Source organism: Microbacterium timonense, assembly GCF_900292075.1.
Classification (GTDB): Bacteria; Actinomycetota; Actinomycetes; order Actinomycetales; family Microbacteriaceae; genus Microbacterium; species Microbacterium timonense.
In genome coordinates, this window is the sequence record NZ_OLMV01000002.1 from 22,251 (window position 1) to 39,854 (window position 17,604).

Consider the following 17,604-nt stretch of genomic DNA (forward strand, 5'->3'; position numbering starts at 1 on the left):
ACGACCTCCCGACGAGCGTGTGCCGATACGCAAACGATACATACCGATATATCGTTCGACAAGGGTTCCGTCGAGCTCGGCGCACGGACTGCGCGCTGTCAAGCCCTCGCGCGGCGCACCGCGGCGCTCGTAGCGTGCCAGGGGACAGGAAGGATCCGCCATGCTGCGAGCACTCGCCCTCAACTGCACCCTCAAGCCCTCCCCCTCCGAATCCAGCGGCGAGCTGCTCGCCCAGCAGGTGCTGGACGCACTGGCCGAGCACGGCATCACCGGGGAGCAGCTGCGTGTCGTGGACTTCGACGTGAAGCCGGGCGTGCAGGCCGACATGGGCGACGGCGACCAGTGGCCGCAGATCCGGCAGAAGGTGCTGGCCAGCGACATCCTCGTGTTCGCGACCCCGACGTGGATGGGTCATCTGTCCAGCGTCGCTCAGCGCGTGCTGGAGCGCCTGGACGCCGAGCTGTCAGAGACCGACGACGAAGGGCGGGCGATCCTCGCGGGCAAGGTCGCCGTGACGGTCGTGGTCGGCAACGAGGACGGCGCCCACGCCATCACGGCAGATCTTTATCAGGCGCTCGGCGACGTCGGCTACAGCATCCCCTCGCAAGGGGGCGTCTACTGGAACGGCGAGGCGATGCAGACGACGGACTACAAGGACTTGGATCAGACGCCTGAGAAGGTCGCGTCCACGACAGCCACGCTTGCGCGCAACGCGGCGCACCTCGCGGCCCTGCTGAAGGAGCGGCCGTACCCCGCTCCGCCGCGGTGACCGCCGGTCTCGCCGGCGCAGGGCGGACGCGAGCGGCAGGTGCTCATTCCATCCCGACCTGGGAGCGCCACCAGGGCGTCTCTATGAAGCCGCGCTTGAGGAAGAGCAGCTCCATGTTCGCCGACCATCCTTCGACACCGTCCAGATGGGCCAGGGAGTCGGTCACGAACGAGAACAGGTCGTCCACCGACGTCGTGATGACCTCGCACAGCAGAGCGTTGTCGTCCAGGAGCGCAGCCAGGTACCGCACGAACGGGTAGCGGGCGAGCTGACGCGCGACGGCGTCCAGCCGGTCGGGTGAGACCTTGACGGTCAGGAAGGTCTCAGCGCCCATGCCGAGCGCCGCGGACTGGACCAGGGTCACGATGTCGACGCACCGCGATGCGCGAAGGCGCTCGAACCGCCGCCGCACACTGGACTCGTTGAGTCCGAGCCGGTCGGCGACGCGTTGGAACGACTCCCGTCCGTCCTGCTGGAGGATCTCGAGGATGTCGCGGTCCGCCTGGTCGAAGTGGTCCGGCGAGCACGTCTCGGGCACAGTGGGGCGAGCCTCGGCATCCTCGGGCGAGCCGACGATCTCCTCGTAGAGCTGCCTGCCCCAGTCGTAGCTGACCTTGTAGACGTGCATGATGAGGTCGCTGCGCCACCGCTCGACGCCGGCGATGGGCTGCAGCGCCACGGCCAGCTGCGGGTAATGCGTGGCGCCGCCGCGCACGACCAGCTCCGCCATGATGTCGTAGCTTCCGGTCACGACGGTGCAGAAGCGCACGTCGGGGTTGCGCACGAGCTCCGCGGCCACGGCCATCTGGGTTCCGGGTGCGCAGTTGATCCTGACGAAGAACTGGGCGTGCGGACCGTCGGCATCCAGCGCCGGAAGGGCCACGATGCGCACGACGCCGTCGGCGATCAACTGCTGGCCGCGACGCGAGACCGTGGAGACCGGCGCGTCGATCGCATCGGCGATCGCCCGCCAGCTCGCCCGTCCGTCGCGTTGCAGCGCGACGATGATCCGTTTGTCGAGATCCGTCAGCCTGTCCAGAGCGCTGACCGTCATCCGCGTCCGCTCGTCGTAGGCGGGTAGACCTCGTGGAGGAAGTCCCTCACCGTCCGCGTCCATTCCTCCGCCTGCTCGATCTGGGGCGAGTGTCCCGACTCCTCGAAGATCTCCAAGCGGGCGTCGGGGATGAGTTCCACGATGGTCTCACTGCACGATACCGGCGTGATCCAATCCGTTCGACCCACGGTGACGAGGGTGGGGACGGTGATCGCCGGAAGCTGCGGCTTCAGATCATACGAGGGCAGGTTCACCGAGAACGCGTAGTTGTGGGCCTCGTACCGGTACGGCGTCGCCTGCACCTTGCGCTCGGTGGCCTCAGGGTCGTAGACGAAGTCGTAGAGCGGGAGGATCTCGCGCCAGCAGTCCTTGAGATCTTCGTTGTCGCGGACGCGGCCCTCGTCGATGCGGTCGAACTTCTCCATGTCGATGGTGACCCGGTCGCTGGCCAGGGCGTTCTCCCGTGCGAGATGCGCGTTCGAGTTGTCGGCGGAGGTGTCCCTGAGCACCAGCGCGCTGACCCGGTCCGGATAGCGGATGGCGTACTCCATCGCCATGAAGCCGCCGTACGAGCCGCCGGCCATCGCGATCGTATCCGCGCCGATCCACTGGCGCAGGCCGTCGATGTCGGCAGCCCACTGCTCGTGACTGAACACTCCCGAACCCTCGCTCTCCCCGCTGCCGCGCGCGTCGAACACGACGACGCGGTACTCGTCGGCGAGCCGGCCGAAGCTCGCGCGGGGCTCCGCACGTGAGCCGAGGCCCGGCGCTCCGTGATGCGCGATGATGACCGGTGCGCCCTCGGGTCCCAGCACCTCGACGGCCAGGTCGTTGTCATTGATGCGCACGCGCTGGGCGGTGGTCGTCGCGCGAGCGAACTCGGCGGACACGGGGGTATCGGACATGGATGATCCTCTCGATGGGACTTTCACAGTGGGATGACGCAGGCTTCGAGCGACCGCGGAAAGCCTGTGAGCGGCTCGGACCCCGACGCGGTCACGAGCATGCTGTCGCTGATGCGATAACCGGCGTGACCGGGGATGTAGATCCCGGGCTCGTTCGAGACGATCATTCCCGGCTCGAGCTCGGTGGGGTCGCCGTCTTCCAGCCACGGCGGCTCATGCATGCCCAGTCCGATCCCGTGCCCCTGTCGATGGCGCAGGTACTCTCCGAGGCCGGCATCGCGGATCACGGCCAGGCACTGGGCGTTGCTGTCGGCGCACCGGACGCCGGGCGCGATGGCGGCCGAGCCGGTCGCCTGCGCCAGGCGCACCGTGTCGTGATATCGCCGTTGTTCGGCTGTCGGCTCGCCGAGGACGAAGGTGCGCTCCCCCTCGACGAACCGGCCGCCGACGGCGGCGCCCAGCGAGAGCATGAACGTGTCGCCGGGTCGCAGCCGGTAGGACGATGGCAGTCCGTGCGGGATCGCGGAATTCGCGCCGGCGTACACGAGCCCGCCCGCGAGGAACGAGATGACGACGACGTCCTCGTGCTCGGCATACATCCGGCCGACGCCATCTCGTCCGACATGCGAGGCCAGCTCCGCTTCGGAGGGCAGTTCGCCGCCGGAGGAGATCGCCTCCCTGATGAGCGCGACGCCGGCTTCGAGCATGCGGTCGGTGATGCGGGCGGCCTCCCGGTGCAGCGCCACCTCCTCGGGGAACTTGACGTACCGCGCCACGGTCACGAGCTCGGTCGGAACGAACTCGGTGGCGGGCAGGGCGGCAGACATCATCGCGAGCCGGTGCTGGGTCACGAGCGTCGTCACCCCCAGGCGGCGGCGCACCGGAATGGCGCGGGCCAGCGGCGCGAACGGGTTCTCGATGCCGGGGTATTCGGCGAACGTCACGATCTCGGCGCGGGCGCGCTGCTCCTGCGCGTGCTGACGCTCGAGCTCGGGAACCAACAGCACCGCGCGGTCCGCGTCGAGGTAGACCGCGACCGGACGCTCCCCCGGGTGGTGGAAGAATCCGGTCAGATACGACACGTCCTCGGGATCGTCCGTGACGATGGCGTCGAGCCCCTCCCGCGGGAGGCGATCGCGCACCCTGGCCTGGATGCGGTCGTAGACGTCGGCGGTCAGCCGCTGGGAGAACGGCGCAGGTGCGGTGTCAGCGTTCATGGCTCCTCGGATTGCGTGCGTCGTTGTAGGCGATCGAGAACAGGGTGGCGGACAGGACGAGGGCGAGGATCGCGAGCGAGGGGTACAGGGTGAGCCACCAGGCGCTCACCATCGCCCCGGACTGCTGCGCCTCGTAGAGGATGCGGCCCCACGACCAGGTCGTCGGATCGCCCAGCCCGAGGAAGGCGAGCCCCGCCGCCGACAGCACCGCGCGCGATGCGGTGACGACAACCGACACCACGATGACCGGTGTGACGGCGGGGATGACGTGGCGGCCCAGGATCCAGGTGGATCGCCGCGTCATGAGCCTCGCGGCATCCACGTACGGCAGCTTGACCACCGCGAGCGCCTGCGAGCGGACCAGGCGCGTGACCTCGGGCCACGAGAAGGCGGCGACCACGAGGATGATGGTGGTAGTGCTGGGACCGACCAGCGCCGCCACGAGGATCATCAGCGGCAGCACAGGCAGCGACAGGGTGAGATCCACGATCACCCCGATGACGGCATCCAGCTTCGGCACATACGCGCCGACGACGGCGACGAGCGTGCCGAAGACGATCGCGATCGCGGATGCCGCGAGGGCGACGAAGACCGACTGCTGCGTCCCCCAGATGACCTCGGCGTAGACATCGCGTCCGAGGGAGTCGGTGCCGAACCAGTGTTCGCCGCTCGGCGGCTTCAGCACGTCGGTGCCATAACTGGCGGGGTACGGGGCCAGCAGCGGCGCGATGACCGTGATGAGTACGAGGAGCGCGAGGATCACCAGCGAAGCCATGCCCAACGGCTGGCGGCGGAACGCCTGCCACGTCTGCCGGCTCGCCCGACGCCCCTCGTCGGCGGCGGGGTCGGAGACCGGCGGCGCGAGCTCGGTCTCGGGAAGGGGCGCGGTCATGAGGCCCTCACTCTCGGGTCGAGGAATCCGTAGGCGATGTCGGTCAGCATGTTGGCGATCACGACGGTCACCGCCAGGAGCAGGAACGCCCCTTGCAGAACCGGGAAGTCGAGCTGCGTCACCGCTTCATAGATGCCCCGGCCGATGCCCGGGTAGGCGAACACGGTCTCGGTGAGCACCGCCCCGCCCACGACGAATCCCAGCTGCAGGCCGATGAGCGTCGTCGCCGGCAGCATCGCGTTGCGCACCGCGTGCTTCCACAGCACGGTGCGAGGGGGCACGCCCTTGGCCTTGGCGAGGGTGATGTAGTCCTCGCCCAGCGCCTCGATGAGCGTGGCCCGCATGGTCAGCACGTACGAGCCGAGCTGGATGAGCGTGAGCGAGATGACCGGCAGAACGAGGTGCGACAGCACCGATCCGTACCATTCCATGCCGTACACGCCGTCGTCGTACGCGCCGCCGATGGGGAACCACCGGAGGTTGAGGCCGAACACGAACAGCAGCACGATGCCCACTGACGGCACGAACAGCGACTGACCGGTCACCCCGAACACCTGGACCATCCGGTCGAAGAAGCGATTCTTGTGCGAGGCCGCCAGCACGCCGAGTGGGATGCCGATGATGATCGTGAGGACGAGCGAGCTGACCGTGAGCAGGAGCGTCCACGGCAGACGCTGCATGAGGACGTCGATCACGGGTATGGACTGGGTGAACGACGTGCCCAGGTTCCCCTGGACGAGCTGGCCGAGGTAGAGGAAGTACTGGACGAAGAGGGGCTGGCTCAGCCCGTACTGGGTCAGAAGGGCCGCCCGGGCCTCATCGGTCATGTTCGGACTCGCCACGGCGAGCGCCGGATCCCCCGGCAGCAGCCGCAGCAGCAGGAACGTCACGGTCACCGCGAAGAGGATCGTGAAGAGTCCGCGGCCGAGACGGCGCAGGACGAACAGAGCGATGGACACGCGGGCGGCCCTCCTTCGGGTTACTCGGAGACCTTGTGGGCGCTCGCGAGCGAGACCGGGTTGACGATGGACAGGAGCTCACTGGGCTTGGAGATGAAGCCGTCCCAGTCCGAGCTGTGCGCGACGTACAGGTTCTGCGTGTACATCACGTTGTCGTACACCTGGTCGTGGACGATCTTCGCGGCCTCCCGCATGATGCCGATCTTCTCGTCCTCGTCGAACGTGGCCGAGGCCTGCGCGATGAGGTCGTTCAGCTCCGGATCGTCGACGAACGTGTAGTTGATCGCGCCTCCCGGCAGATACGACAGGCTGAAGTTCGTGACCGGATCGTCCATGATCGCGAAGTTGCCGGCATAGATGTCGTAGTCGCCCTCGTTCGTGCGAGCCAGATACGTGTTGCGCTCCATGCCCTGCAGTTCGATCGGGATGCCGGCCTCGGCCGCGCCGTCCTTGACGAGCTGCGCCCACTGGCTGGTGACCGGGTCCTGCAGCGAGTAGATCAGCCGGAAGGAAACCGGGAACATGCCGTCGGCCCCTGCCGTGTAGCCGGCTTCCTCCATCAGCTCCCGCGACAGCTCCGGGTCGTACTCGTACTCGGTGATGGAGTCGTCGTAGTACTTCGACAGCACCGGCATGAGCGGGCTCGATCCGGTCGAGACGGCCTGCCCCTGCAGGACCACGTTGCGAATCGCCTCGTAGTCGGCCGCGTGGGCGAGCGCCTGGCGCACCTCCACCTTGGCGAGGTCCGGGTTCTGCATGTTGTAGGTCATGTGCGCGTAGCCGAGACCGGTCACCTCGACCACCTCGATGCCGTCGGTGTTCTTCAGCTGCTCGACCTGCGACGGCGGGAGCGAATTGGCGATGGCGTCGACCTCGCCGCTCTGCAGCGCGAGGATCTCGGTGTTCACGTCCGGGAACACGCGGTACACGATCGAGGCCGGGATCGGAGTGCCTCCTTCCACGAGCGGATAGTCCTCCACCCGGTCGAGCGTGTACGACTGTCCCACCTGGACCTTGCTCAGCACGTAGGGACCGGCGCTGACCCATCCGCCGTCCGAGCCGTCGTTGGCGAACTCGGCCACCGATCCGGCCGGCTCGAACACGTGCTGCGGGACGACGTTGCCCCAGAAGCCGATCTCCTCGACGATGGACGAGTCGGGCTGGGTGAGGGTGATCTCCACGCGGGTGTCCGAGACGGCCTCGGCGGACTCGAAGTTCGCCATCTGGCCGTAGTAGGTGCCGGCCGGGGCATCCTGCTTCACCGCGTTCATCGTGTAGGCGACGTCCTCGGCGGTCAGCGGTTCGCCATCGCTCCACGCCATGTCGTCGCGGATCTCGAAGAAGCCGGTGGTGTCGTCGACGTAGCCCCAATCCACGGCCAGCTCTGCGTCCTTCGACCCGTCCGGGCCGATGCTCAGCAGGTGCGGGTACATCAGGTTCGTGACCCAGTAGTCGCTGCGGCTGTTGCCGATGAGCGGGTTGTAGTTGACGACGTCCGTGGTCGTCGCGATGGTGAGCGTGTCATCGCCGGCTTCGGCCGGCGAGGTGCTCGAGGTCTCGGGGGCCTGCGGTGCGCAGGCGCTCAAGACGAGAGCTGTCAATGCCGCTGCGCCGCCGATGGCGGCGAATCTGCTGTGTCGTTTCACACCCATACCTCCTCTAGGACCCGCATCGTGTTGCCACCGACGACGGCGCGGATCTCGTCGTCGGAATAGTCGTGCTTGACCAGCCAGCCGATGATGTTCCCCATCGCCTCGGCGGGGTTCTCGACGCCGTCGACGTACGGGACCTCTTCGAACTCGACCTGACCGTGGGCCTGGCCCAGGGACAGCTGCGAGGCGAACGCGTGATGGAGGCCGACGTGGTCGCCGAAAAGCGTGTCGGGACCGAAGCTGACGTGCTCGATGCCGACGAGGTCCACGCAGTACGTGAAGTGGTCCATCACCGACTCGAGCGAGTGCTGCGGGTGGGCGGGCGAGAGCGTCGTGTGAGGGGCGGCCTCGATGCCGATCACGCCGCCGCGGCGTGCGCACTCGACGATGGTCTCGTCCGTCTTCATGCGGTTCGTCGGCCACACGGTCCGGGCTCCAGCGTGCGTGATGAACACCGGCTTGGTCGACGCCTTGATGACGTCGACGCACGTGCGGTCGCCCGAGTGCGAGATGTCGATCGCGATGCCCAGCTTGTTCATGCGCGCCACGGCCCGCTCGCCGAAGTACGTCAGGCCGCCGTCGCCGCGCTCCTTCAGGCCGCTGCCGAGCGTGTTGGCCTCGGAATACGCGATGCCCATCTGACGGACGCCGAAGCCGTAGAGCACGTCGAGGCGGTCGACCTCGTTCTCGATCATCGTGGCCGCCTCGAGCGCGAAGATGTGCGCGATGCGCCCCGTCTCCTTGGCGTACTGGATGTCCTTCAGCGACTCACCCTTGATCACGAAGTCCTGATGGGCGAGGTCCGCCATCCGCACGCCGAGGTCGAAGAGGACGTCCTGGTACTTCCAGCCGGCATCGCTGGAGATGCAGCAGGTGCCGTCCATCCCGTTGTCGAAGACGGCGGTGAGTCCCGAGCGCGCGAGGCCCTGGTAACCCGTGGGTTCCCGGCCCTGGCGGATGTGGTCCTTCAGCTGCTCCATGTTCTCGGGGAACACCTGGACGTGCTCGTGCAGGGAGATCACGGTCTCCTCGCGGAGCAGCCGTTCCGCTCGCTCCGCCTGCGCCGACGACAGCTCCAGGCCGGCGTACTCGGGCACCCGCCCGATCTGCTTGGCATATTCGAATGCGCGGTAGTCGACCCCGGCCTCGAGGTACTCGTAGGCGGTGTAACCGGTGTATCGCTCGGCAGGTTCGAGCACAGTGTCTCCCTTCGTGGAACGGGCAGCCCGGGCAACGTCGTGCGCTGTTCGGGTTGGAGATGACGATGTCGCCAATCCGGCGCATCTGTCAATCTCGGTGAGCAGATCCGGCGTACTTCTTTACACAGATGTAACAATTCGGCTCTGATTCGCCTGCACAATGGAGGGGTGGACAGCAACCGAACCCGACGCGAGCCCGTGCTGACCGTCCGCGGTCTCGCGGTGGGCTTCCGCTCGCACGACCGCTACACGCCCGCCGTCACCGACATCGATCTGGACGTGCGGCCAGGTGAGCTCGTCGCGCTGCTGGGCGAGTCCGGCTCCGGCAAGACCGTCACCGCCCGCGCGATCATGGGCGTGCAGGATCCTGCGGCGGTCGTCGCCGCGCGGGAATTGCGCCTGGGCGAGATCTCGCTCCTCGACCTCAGCGACGAGGCGCGGCGCCGGCTGCGGGGCGAGCGGATGAGCATGGTGATGCAGGATGCCCTCTCGGCGCTCAATCCCGTCCTCACCATCGGCGACCAGATCGGCGAGGTGTTCCGCGTGCATCGGCGCATGGGACGGAGACAGGCGCGTGCGCGAGCGATCGAGCTGCTGGACATCGTGGGGATCTCGTCGCCCCAGACCCGCGTCGACGACTACCCCCACCAGTTCTCCGGCGGCATGCGGCAGCGCATCCTGATCGCCATGGCGATCGCCCTCGAACCCGAACTCCTCATCGCCGACGAGCCGACGACCGCGCTGGACGTCACGGTGCAGGCGCAGATCCTGCGCCTGCTCCACGATCTGCGGGGGCGCCTGGACATGGGTGTCCTCCTGATCACGCACGACATCGGCGTCGTGACAGAAGTCGCCGACCGGGTCGTGGTCATGCGCGATGGCGGCATCGTCGAGGCGGGAGACGCCGACCGCGTGTTCGCGGACCCGCAGATGCCCTACACCCGGACGCTGCTGGCATCGGCCCCCCACCCCGAACCGGCGCGGATCCTCGAGGAGCCGATCGAGGAACCCGACGACGTCGTGCTGCGGGTCACCGACCTCCGGCGCAGCTTCCGCACCGGGCCCGCATTCGCGCGCAAGACGGTCGCAGCCGTGGACGGGATCGACCTTCACCTGCGGCGCGGCGAGACCCTGGGCATCGTCGGCGAATCCGGCAGCGGCAAGTCGACGCTCGCACGCATGATCGTGGGCCTCGAGACGGCCGACGGCGGCGACGTCGTCTATCGCGGCCGCGACATCACCCGGCGCACGCGGGGGCCGCGGCCGCCCGCACAATCGGGAATCCAGATGATCTTCCAGGACCCCTACACCTCACTGGATCCGCGGATGCGCGTGCGGGATATCATCGCCGAGCCGCTGGCGGTCACCCGCACCGGCACGGCGGCCTCGCGACGCGACAGGGTCGCCGAGCTGCTCGAGCTGGTCGGGATGAAACCCGACATGATGTACCGCTTCCCCCACCAGTTCTCCGGGGGACAGCGTCAGCGCATCGGCATCGCCCGCTCGCTCATGCGCGACCCCGACATCCTGGTGTGCGACGAGCCGGTGTCAGCGCTGGACGTCACCATCCAGGCGCAGGTGGTCGACCTGCTCACCGATATCCAGGATCGCCTGGGCCTGAGCATCCTCTTCATCTCGCACGATCTGTCGGTGGTGCGCAACCTCGCCCACCGCGTGCTCGTGATGTACCACGGCGAGCAGATCGAGACGGGCGATGTCGAGCAGATCTTCGATCGGCCGCAGAAGGACTACACCCGTCGACTGCTGGCATCCATCCCCCCGCTCACGCGGGAGGAACGAGGCAAGCTGACCGGACCGTTCGCCGCCTGACGGCGCGGCCTGACCGTCGACTCAGCGGCCGAACTCCTCGAGCCACCGCAGCCACACCTCGCTGAGGGTCGGGTACGACGGCACGGCATGCCAGAGCCGGTCGATGGGCACCTCCCCCATGATGGCGATCGTCGCCGCGTGCAGCATCTCGCCGACTTCGGGTCCGACGAACGTCGCCCCGACCAGCACGCGCCGCTCCTCATCCACGATGGCGCGGGCCTTGCCCTGATAGTGGTCGGCGAACGTGCTGGCGCCCGCGACCCACGACATGTCGTAGTCGAGGACGCGGGTGCGGATCCCCGCTGCCGTCGCAGACTTCTCGGTGTGCCCGACGGCGGCGACCTCGGGTGCGGTGAAGACGACCTGGGGCACCACGGCGTGGTCGGCCGTCGCCACGTGACGACCCCACGGCGCATCGTCGACCGCCGCGCCATGCGCACGCGCCGCGATGACGTCGCCGGCCGCGCGCGCCTGGTACTTGCCCTGATGCGTGAGCAGCACCCGGTGGTTGACGTCGCCGACGCCGTAGAGCCAGTCCACCCCGCGGACCCGCATCGTGTCGTCGACGTCCAGCCACGCCCCCGGTTCGAGGCCCACGACCTCCAGTCCGATGTCCGCGGTGCGGGGCACGCGCCCCGTTGCGACCAGGATCTCGGCCGCGCGGACCGTGGACCCGTCCGACAGGCTGAGGACGACCTGGCCCGAGCTGTCGCGCTCCACGCGTGCCACCTCGACGCCCGTGCGCAGGTCGGCGCCGGCATCCGTCAGTGCCTTCGCCACCGCCTCGCCGGCGAACGGCTCCACGCCCCCGAGCAGACCCGACCGCGCGATCATCGTCACCGGAACGCCGAACGACGTGAAGAGCGTCGCCATCTCGCTGCCGACCACCCCGCCGCCGAGGATCGCGAGGGATGCCGGAACGTCGCGCACACCCGTGGCGTCGCGGCTCGTCCACGGGCGCGCGTCGCGCAGCCCCGGGATGTCGGGCAGGAGCGCCGCCGTCCCGGTCGAGATCGCGACGGCGTGCCGTGCCGTGAGCACCGTGGTGCCGCCGTCCTCGCCGGTGACGGTCACTTCACGCTCGCCGCTGAGCCGCCCGTGCCCGCGAACGAGATCGATCCCCGCGCCCTGCAGCCACTCGACCTGGGATGCGTCGTCCCAGTCGTGGACGACCGCGTCACGGCGCCGCAGCGTCGCTGCGACGTCGATCGATCCGGTCATCGCCTGGCGTGCGCCGTCGACGTCGCGCGCGGCGCGGAGCGCGGCTCCGCTGCGCAGCAGCGCCTTCGAGGGCATGCACGCCCAGTAGGAGCATTCGCCCCCGACCAGCTCGGATTCCACGATCGCCACGCGCAGACCGCCCTGCGTGGCGCGGTCGGCGACGTTCTCGCCCACCGGGCCGGCTCCGATGACGATCAGGTCGTACTCGCGTGTGCTCATGGGCCCACGCTACTGATCGCCGCCGACGGATTTCGTCAAGATCGCCCGCGATGTCGGTGACCTGTGGTTTTCTGGGGTCTCCGCCGAAAGGACACCATGGCGATCGAATTCCGCGCGGTTTCCAAGAGGTTCAACGACGGCACGCCGGCCGTCGACGACTTCAGCCTCCTCATCCCCGCCCACAAGACGACGGTGCTCGTGGGCTCCTCCGGGAGCGGCAAGACCACGCTCCTGCGCATGATCAACCGGCTCGTCGAGCCCACCAGCGGCGTGATCGCCATCGACGACGAGCCGATCTCTCAGCGCGACCCGGTGAAGCTGCGGCGGGGCATCGGCTACGTTCTGCAGAACGCCGGGCTGCTGCCGCACTTCTCGGTCGTCGACAACATCGCCACCGTCCCCGTGCTCGAGGGTGTCCGTCGCGCCGAGGCGCGGGAGCGCGCGCTGGAGCTGATGGATGTCGTCGGCCTGGACCGCTCGCTGGCCAAGCGGTACCCCAGTCAGCTGTCCGGTGGGCAGCAGCAGCGCGTGGGCGTGGCCAGGGCGCTGGCCGTCGACCCCAACATCCTGCTGATGGACGAGCCGTTCGGCGCCGTGGACCCCATCGTGCGCAAGGAGCTCCAGACCGAGACGCTGCGGCTGCAGCAGGAGCTCGACAAGACCATCGTGTTCGTCACCCACGACATCGACGAGGCGTTCCTGCTGGGCGATCAGGTCGCCATCCTGCAGAAGGGGGCGCGGATCGCCCAGGTCGGAAGCCCCAGCGAGATCATCGAGAATCCCGCGAACGACTTCGTCGCCGAGTTCATCGGCGCCGAGCGCGGCGCTCGCGCCCTTCACACCAAGCGGACGCCGCGCGGCACCGTGCTGGTCGACGGCGCCGGGCGCACGCAGGGGGTGCTGGTGGAGGAGGCGTCGTGAACTGGGTGCTCGACAACCTCGACCTGATCGGCGCCCTCACGATCGACCACCTTCGTCAGAGCATCATCGCGATCATCGCCGGCTTCGTGGTCTCCGTGCCGCTGGGCTGGCTGGCGTTCCGCTACACGGGGCTGCGCGGCCCCGTGCTCACCGTCATCGGTCTGCTGTACACGATCCCCTCGTTCGCCCTGTTCCCGCTGATCACGACCCTGTTCGGCATCCCCCTGCTGTCGGAGCTCAACCTCATCGTGGCGCTCGCGATCTACGCGGTGGCGATCATGACCAGATCCGTCACCGACGGGCTCGCCTCGGTCGATCCCGTGACCCGTAGCGCCGCCATCGCGGTCGGATTCGGCCCATGGCGGCGGTTCTGGACGGTGGACTTCCCCCTCGCCGGACCGGTCGTGCTGGCGGGACTGCGGGTGACCGCGATGTCGACGATCTCGCTGGCGACGGTGGGCGCGCTCATCGGCGTGCAGAATCTCGGCTACCTCTTCACGAACGGCTCCCAGCGCAACATCATCCCCGAGATCTTCGCCGGTGTCGTCGCCGTCGTCCTCATCGCGGTGGTCGTCGACGCCCTCCTGATGCTGGGCGGGCGCGGGGCGATGCCGTGGACGCGCCGGACCAGGCCGCGCAGGCAGGCGCGCATGCGGATGGCGGCGGCATGAACCTGTTCGCCGAGGCCTTCGCCTGGATCTTCTCCCCAGAGCGTCTGGAGGGGTCGCTGCCGCTGCCGACCGCGATCGCGCAGCAACTGGCCTTCACCCTCGGATCGGTGGCGATCGCGGCCGTGATCGCCATCCCCATCGGGTGGCTCATCGGGCACAGCGGACGAGGGCGGGAGATCGCCGTCTTCCTCTCCGGCGCCGCACGCGCGCTCCCTGCACTGGGACTGGTCGTCCTGCTCGTCAAGCTCGCCGGTGTCAACCTCAAGACCGAGGCGGCGGTCGTCGTCTTCGTGCTGCTCGCCATCCCGTCGATCCTTGCCGGGGCCTACGCCGGGATCGAGGCGATCGACCGTTCGGTGATCGATGCGGGACGTGCGATGGGAATGACCGAGTGGCAGATCCTGTTCCGGATCGAGATGCCGCTCGGACTCGCACTCCTCATCGGCGGACTGCGGTCCGCCACCCTCCAGGTGGTCGCGACGGTGACCATCGCGGCCTACGTCGGCCTGGGAGGGCTGGGATTCTTCATGATCCAGGGGCTCAACACGCGCGACTTCGTCGAGATCCTCGGCGCCTCCATCGTCGTCGTCGCACTCGCGCTCGCCCTGGACGGTGTCTTCGCCCTTCTCGCCCGCTTCGCCGTCCCGCGCACCGACGGCCCGCGGGTCCGCTCCGCCCGGACCGCCCGCGCGCCGCTTCCCGTCCCGCAGGTGTCCCGCTGATCCCTCACCACCACATCGGAGGTACGACAATGTCCATCACACGCACGCGCCTTTCCCTGGCGCTGGCCAGCACCGCCGTCGCGGCACTCGCGCTGGCCGGCTGCGCGTCCAGCGATCCCCTCACCGGCGACAGCACGGGCCCCGGCGCCTCGGAGGAGTCCTCGACCATCGTCATCGGCTCGCAGGCGTACTACTCGAACGAGATCATCGCCGAGATCTATGCGCAGGCCCTCGAGGCCAACGGCTTCACGGTCGAACGCGACTTCAACATCGGCCAGCGCGACGCGTACATGCCCTCGCTCGAGGACGGCTCGATCGACCTCTTCCCCGAGTACACGGGCAACCTGCTCCAGTACTTCGAGCCGGACACCACCGCCACGACACCGGATGACGTCTACGCCGCCCTGCAGGAGGCGCTCCCGGACGGCCTGACCGTCCTCGATCAGTCGCCCGCGACCGACCAGGACTCGTACAACGTGACGGCCGCGTTCGCCGAGGAGCACGGCCTCACCTCGATCGCCGACCTCGCCGGGATCGAGGGCCTCGTCCTCGGCGGTGCGCCGGAGCTCGAGCAGCGCCCGTACGGACCGACCGGACTCAAGGACGTCTACGACGTCACCGTCTCGTTCGAGGCGACCGCCGACACGACCGTCGACGAACTCGTGGCCGGCAACATCCAGGTCGCGAACGTCTACAGCGCGGACCCCCGCATCAAGACAGATGACCTGGTGACGCTCGAAGATCCGAAGGGTCTCTTCCTCGCCTCGAACGTGGTGCCGCTCGTGAACGCCGACATCGCCGACGAGATCGCCGACGTCATCAATGCGGTGAGCGCCGCCCTCACGCCCGAGGGCCTGGTCGCCCTCAACGTGGAGTCCACGGTCGACCAGCGCTCGTCGGAGGACATCGCCGCCGACTGGCTGGCCGCCAACAACCTCAACTGACGGTCGCGCCGACGCCTCCCGCGCCGCCCCTTCCCGGCGGCACGGGAGGCGTCGCCATGTGTCGGGCCGCAGATATCCGCCGCAGGACGGATGCCGCCGGCTCGGGGCGCGGCATACCCTGAAGCATGGTCGTGGGCCAGGTCATGCTGTGGAGCTTCATCGCGATTCTCATCGCGCTGCCGCCGCTGTTCGTATGGTTCGCCCTCGACACGCACCGCCGCCGGCGGCGAGGCGAGACACCGGCGCATTCCTCCGGGGGTCTGCTCGGCATCGACGAGCTCTTCCACCCGACCGCCGACAGTGCGCGAGCGGTGTGGGACGCCGAGCAGATCACCCCCGCACCGGCGCCGCTTCCCGGCGACGGTCCGGGCGTCATCGAGGGCAACCGGATCGTGATCGAGACCGGCCTGCGAAAGGCGGCGCGGAAGCCATCGGAAACCTGAGCGGCGGCGATTCTCCGCCCACCCCCGCCGGAAGTGCTCGGCGGTCAGCGCCTCGCCCGGTGCACGATGGTCGCGACGACGCGCCAGCCGACCAGCGCCAGAAGCAGCGTCAGCGCGGCGACGATGATGAACGGCAGCGCGGTGCCCTGGCCCGACACAGCGCGCAGCAGCATCCCTCCGGTGACGGTCGCCGCCCACACGCCGACCCCGGTGCGCAGCGGCGCGAACGGGGCTCGCCATCCGCGGGTGATGAGCCATCCCAGCGCCAGCCCGGCGAGGAACGGCCACGCGGTCCGTCCCAGGCCGAGCCACACGTCGGAGTCGTGACTGGCCCGGCCGACCGCAGCGAAGAGCACCACCAGGACCGCGTCGCTCACGAGCGCGAAGACGACCGTGCGCCTCGCCGGTCGCTGGGCGTCTCGTGCCCCCGCCGCACCGGCAGGCCTCAGGCCGCGCCGTCGGGCACCAGACCCGTCGTCGGCGATCACGCCGGCACCGTCCCTCGCGGACTGAGGTCGGGTGCCAGCGCCTCCCGTTCGTCGAACACGAAGCACTCTCCCGTCCAATGCTCTGCGCCCACCTCCTCGAAGTAGCCGAGGATGCCGCCGTCGAGCTGGTACGCATCGAGCCCGATCTCCCGCAGGTAGATCGCGGCCTTCTCGCAGCGGATACCGCCCGTGCAGTAGCTCACCACGGTCTTTCCCCGCAGCTCGACTGCGGCCGCCGTTGCGGCATCCGGGAACTGGGTGAACCTCTCGATCCGCCAGTCGAGCGCACCCGCGAACGCCCCGTAGTCCACCTCGAACGCGTTCCGGGTGTCCAGCAGCACGATCTCGCGCCCGTCGTCATCGCGCCCCCGGTCGAGCCAGCGGCGCAGGGTCGCAGGAGCGACCGCTGGTGCGCGCCCTGCCTCGGGGCGGATCGCCGGACGATCCATCCGGATGATCTCGCGTTTGACCTTCACGAGCATCTTGCCGAACGGCTGGACGGCCGACCAGCTCTCCGTCACCGCGAGCGTGCGGAAGCGTTCGTCGGTGCGCAGCTCGGCGAGGAAGCCGCGCACGGCACCGACCTCGCCCGCCATGAAGAGGTTGATGCCCTCCTCGGCGAGGAGGATCGTCCCCTTCAGTCTCGCCGCGAGCGCGGCCTCACGCAGCACGGGACGCAGGGCTGCCGGATCCGCGATTCGCGTGAACAGGTACCCCGAGACGTTGAGAACGGATGCCACGTCCTCCAGCCTACGGACGACGCGAGGTCCGCCCCGCCGCGATACCTCCGGGCGCCGGATCGGTCAAGGCCCTCGCAGCCGGGCGGACCGCGACGCATGCTGGGAGCATCCGAGTGGATGCGAGAGCGAGCATGACCGACCCTACGATCCCCGAACCGCTTCCTGGGCAGACGCCGCCGGGGCAGGTGCCTCCGGGCCCGGCGACGCCGTCACCCGATTCGCCATCACCGGATGCGCCGTCACCGCAACCGAGCGAACCACCCGCACCGTGGCCGGAGGAGCCACTGGCCCCGACGCCCGAGGAACCCCAGTGGCCGCAGGCGCCGGAGACCCCGCTGCCGTGAACTGAGGCGGCGGCCGTCTCGCCGCCTACATCAGCTGGGCGGCGCGGGTGGCTTCGACGATGTAGATGCCGACGAAGGCGAGAAGCGCACCCACGGCCATCGACCCCATGAACCAGGCGAGCCGGCGGTTCCTCGTGCGGACGTCGCCCGGCCGGCGTGAGACGACGAGCATCCCGACCCACATCGCGACGACGAAGACGATGCCGATGAGCGGCAGCACAAACTGCAGCGAGAAGGCGATGGCGAACATCACGACGGCGATCGCCGCGAACGCGGTGGCCGGCACCAGCCAGCGCCTGGTCGCTCCCGTCTGCAGCGCCGGCTGATTTCGCAGGTCGGTCGGTTCGGGCGTCGTTCGGCGATCGGGTGCCGGATCCGGTGGGCGAGGCCGGAAGCGGGGGTCGCTCATGGCGT

The 17,604-nt window shown here is 68.9% G+C and carries 18 protein-coding genes; 7 read left to right on the forward strand and 11 right to left on the reverse strand.

Going from position 1 to position 17,604, the window contains the following annotated elements:
• The first annotated feature begins 160 nt into the window (after positions 1-160).
• Positions 161-769, forward strand: coding sequence for a flavodoxin family protein (locus tag C9992_RS05910; RefSeq protein ID WP_106814693.1), 609 nt, complete (start codon positions 161-163; stop codon positions 767-769).
• Positions 770-812: 43 nt separating this feature from the next.
• Here the strand turns inward: C9992_RS05910 and C9992_RS05915 are convergent, their stop codons facing one another.
• Genes C9992_RS05915 through C9992_RS05945 form a run of 7 tightly spaced genes read right to left on the reverse strand, consistent with a single transcriptional unit; the run spans position 813 to position 8,647 of the window.
• Positions 813-1,823, reverse strand: a complete 1,011-nt coding sequence (locus C9992_RS05915) for an Lrp/AsnC family transcriptional regulator (RefSeq protein WP_106814694.1) — start codon at positions 1,821-1,823, stop codon at positions 813-815.
• The gene (locus C9992_RS05920) at positions 1,820-2,728 is read right to left on the reverse strand and encodes an alpha/beta fold hydrolase (protein ID WP_106814695.1); all 909 of its coding nucleotides are present in this window, start codon (positions 2,726-2,728) and stop codon (positions 1,820-1,822) included. The genes C9992_RS05915 and C9992_RS05920 overlap by 4 nt, the downstream gene beginning before the upstream one ends.
• A 23-nt stretch (positions 2,729-2,751) precedes the next feature.
• Positions 2,752-3,945 (reverse strand): M24 family metallopeptidase, encoded by a 1,194-nt coding sequence (locus C9992_RS05925; RefSeq protein WP_106814696.1) that lies wholly within the window; start codon positions 3,943-3,945, stop codon positions 2,752-2,754.
• On the reverse strand, positions 3,935-4,837 hold the full coding sequence (locus C9992_RS05930) for an ABC transporter permease (protein WP_106814697.1): 903 nt from the start codon (positions 4,835-4,837) through the stop codon (positions 3,935-3,937). The genes C9992_RS05925 and C9992_RS05930 overlap by 11 nt, the downstream gene beginning before the upstream one ends.
• A complete protein-coding gene (locus tag C9992_RS05935; protein WP_106814698.1) occupies positions 4,834-5,796 on the reverse strand; it encodes an ABC transporter permease in 963 nt (320 codons plus the stop codon). Before C9992_RS05935 ends, C9992_RS05930 begins: the two co-directional genes overlap by 4 nt.
• Before the next feature lie 20 nt (positions 5,797-5,816).
• Complete coding sequence (locus C9992_RS05940) at positions 5,817-7,442, reverse strand: ABC transporter substrate-binding protein (protein ID WP_235008056.1); 1,626 nt, start codon at positions 7,440-7,442, stop codon at positions 5,817-5,819.
• Entirely contained in the window at positions 7,439-8,647 is a 1,209-nt protein-coding gene (locus C9992_RS05945) for a dipeptidase (protein ID WP_106814700.1), read from the reverse strand. Before C9992_RS05945 ends, C9992_RS05940 begins: the two co-directional genes overlap by 4 nt.
• 168 nt (positions 8,648-8,815) lie before the next feature.
• Between C9992_RS05945 and C9992_RS05950 the strand changes: the two genes are divergently transcribed.
• Positions 8,816-10,477, forward strand: a complete 1,662-nt coding sequence (locus C9992_RS05950) for an ABC transporter ATP-binding protein (protein WP_200826242.1) — start codon at positions 8,816-8,818, stop codon at positions 10,475-10,477.
• 21 nt (positions 10,478-10,498) lie between these two features.
• On the opposite strand, the gene C9992_RS05955 is transcribed toward C9992_RS05950, so the two are convergent.
• Positions 10,499-11,917: a dihydrolipoyl dehydrogenase family protein gene (locus C9992_RS05955; RefSeq protein ID WP_106814702.1), complete on the reverse strand. Its 1,419-nt coding sequence runs from the start codon at positions 11,915-11,917 to the stop codon at positions 10,499-10,501.
• A gap of 96 nt (positions 11,918-12,013) precedes the next feature.
• On the opposite strand from C9992_RS05955, the gene C9992_RS05960 reads away from it, so the two are divergent.
• From C9992_RS05960 to C9992_RS05980, 5 genes are all read left to right on the forward strand, one after another.
• Entirely contained in the window at positions 12,014-12,838 is an 825-nt protein-coding gene (locus C9992_RS05960) for an ABC transporter ATP-binding protein (protein WP_106814703.1), read from the forward strand.
• Entirely contained in the window at positions 12,835-13,509 is a 675-nt protein-coding gene (locus C9992_RS05965; RefSeq protein WP_106814704.1) for an ABC transporter permease, read from the forward strand. The genes C9992_RS05960 and C9992_RS05965 overlap by 4 nt, the downstream gene beginning before the upstream one ends.
• On the forward strand, positions 13,506-14,231 hold the full coding sequence (locus C9992_RS05970; protein WP_106815276.1) for an ABC transporter permease: 726 nt from the start codon (positions 13,506-13,508) through the stop codon (positions 14,229-14,231). The genes C9992_RS05965 and C9992_RS05970 overlap by 4 nt, the downstream gene beginning before the upstream one ends.
• A gap of 29 nt (positions 14,232-14,260) precedes the next feature.
• Positions 14,261-15,175: an ABC transporter substrate-binding protein gene (locus tag C9992_RS05975; protein WP_106814705.1), complete on the forward strand. Its 915-nt coding sequence runs from the start codon at positions 14,261-14,263 to the stop codon at positions 15,173-15,175.
• A 125-nt stretch (positions 15,176-15,300) separates the two neighbouring features.
• Positions 15,301-15,618 (forward strand): hypothetical protein, encoded by a 318-nt coding sequence (locus C9992_RS05980; RefSeq protein WP_106814706.1) that lies wholly within the window; start codon positions 15,301-15,303, stop codon positions 15,616-15,618.
• A gap of 44 nt (positions 15,619-15,662) precedes the next feature.
• Here C9992_RS05980 and C9992_RS05985 read toward each other — a convergent pair whose 3' ends face one another.
• The 3 genes from C9992_RS05985 to C9992_RS05995 form a co-directional block, all read right to left on the reverse strand.
• On the reverse strand, positions 15,663-15,995 hold the full coding sequence (locus C9992_RS05985; protein ID WP_235008058.1) for a DUF3054 domain-containing protein: 333 nt from the start codon (positions 15,993-15,995) through the stop codon (positions 15,663-15,665).
• Positions 15,996-16,102: 107 nt separating this feature from the next.
• The gene (locus C9992_RS05990) at positions 16,103-16,846 is read right to left on the reverse strand and encodes a sulfurtransferase (RefSeq protein ID WP_106814707.1); all 744 of its coding nucleotides are present in this window, start codon (positions 16,844-16,846) and stop codon (positions 16,103-16,105) included.
• A 369-nt stretch (positions 16,847-17,215) separates the two neighbouring features.
• Positions 17,216-17,599, reverse strand: a complete 384-nt coding sequence (locus tag C9992_RS05995; RefSeq protein ID WP_106814708.1) for a hypothetical protein — start codon at positions 17,597-17,599, stop codon at positions 17,216-17,218.
• Positions 17,600-17,604: the final 5 nt, after the last annotated feature.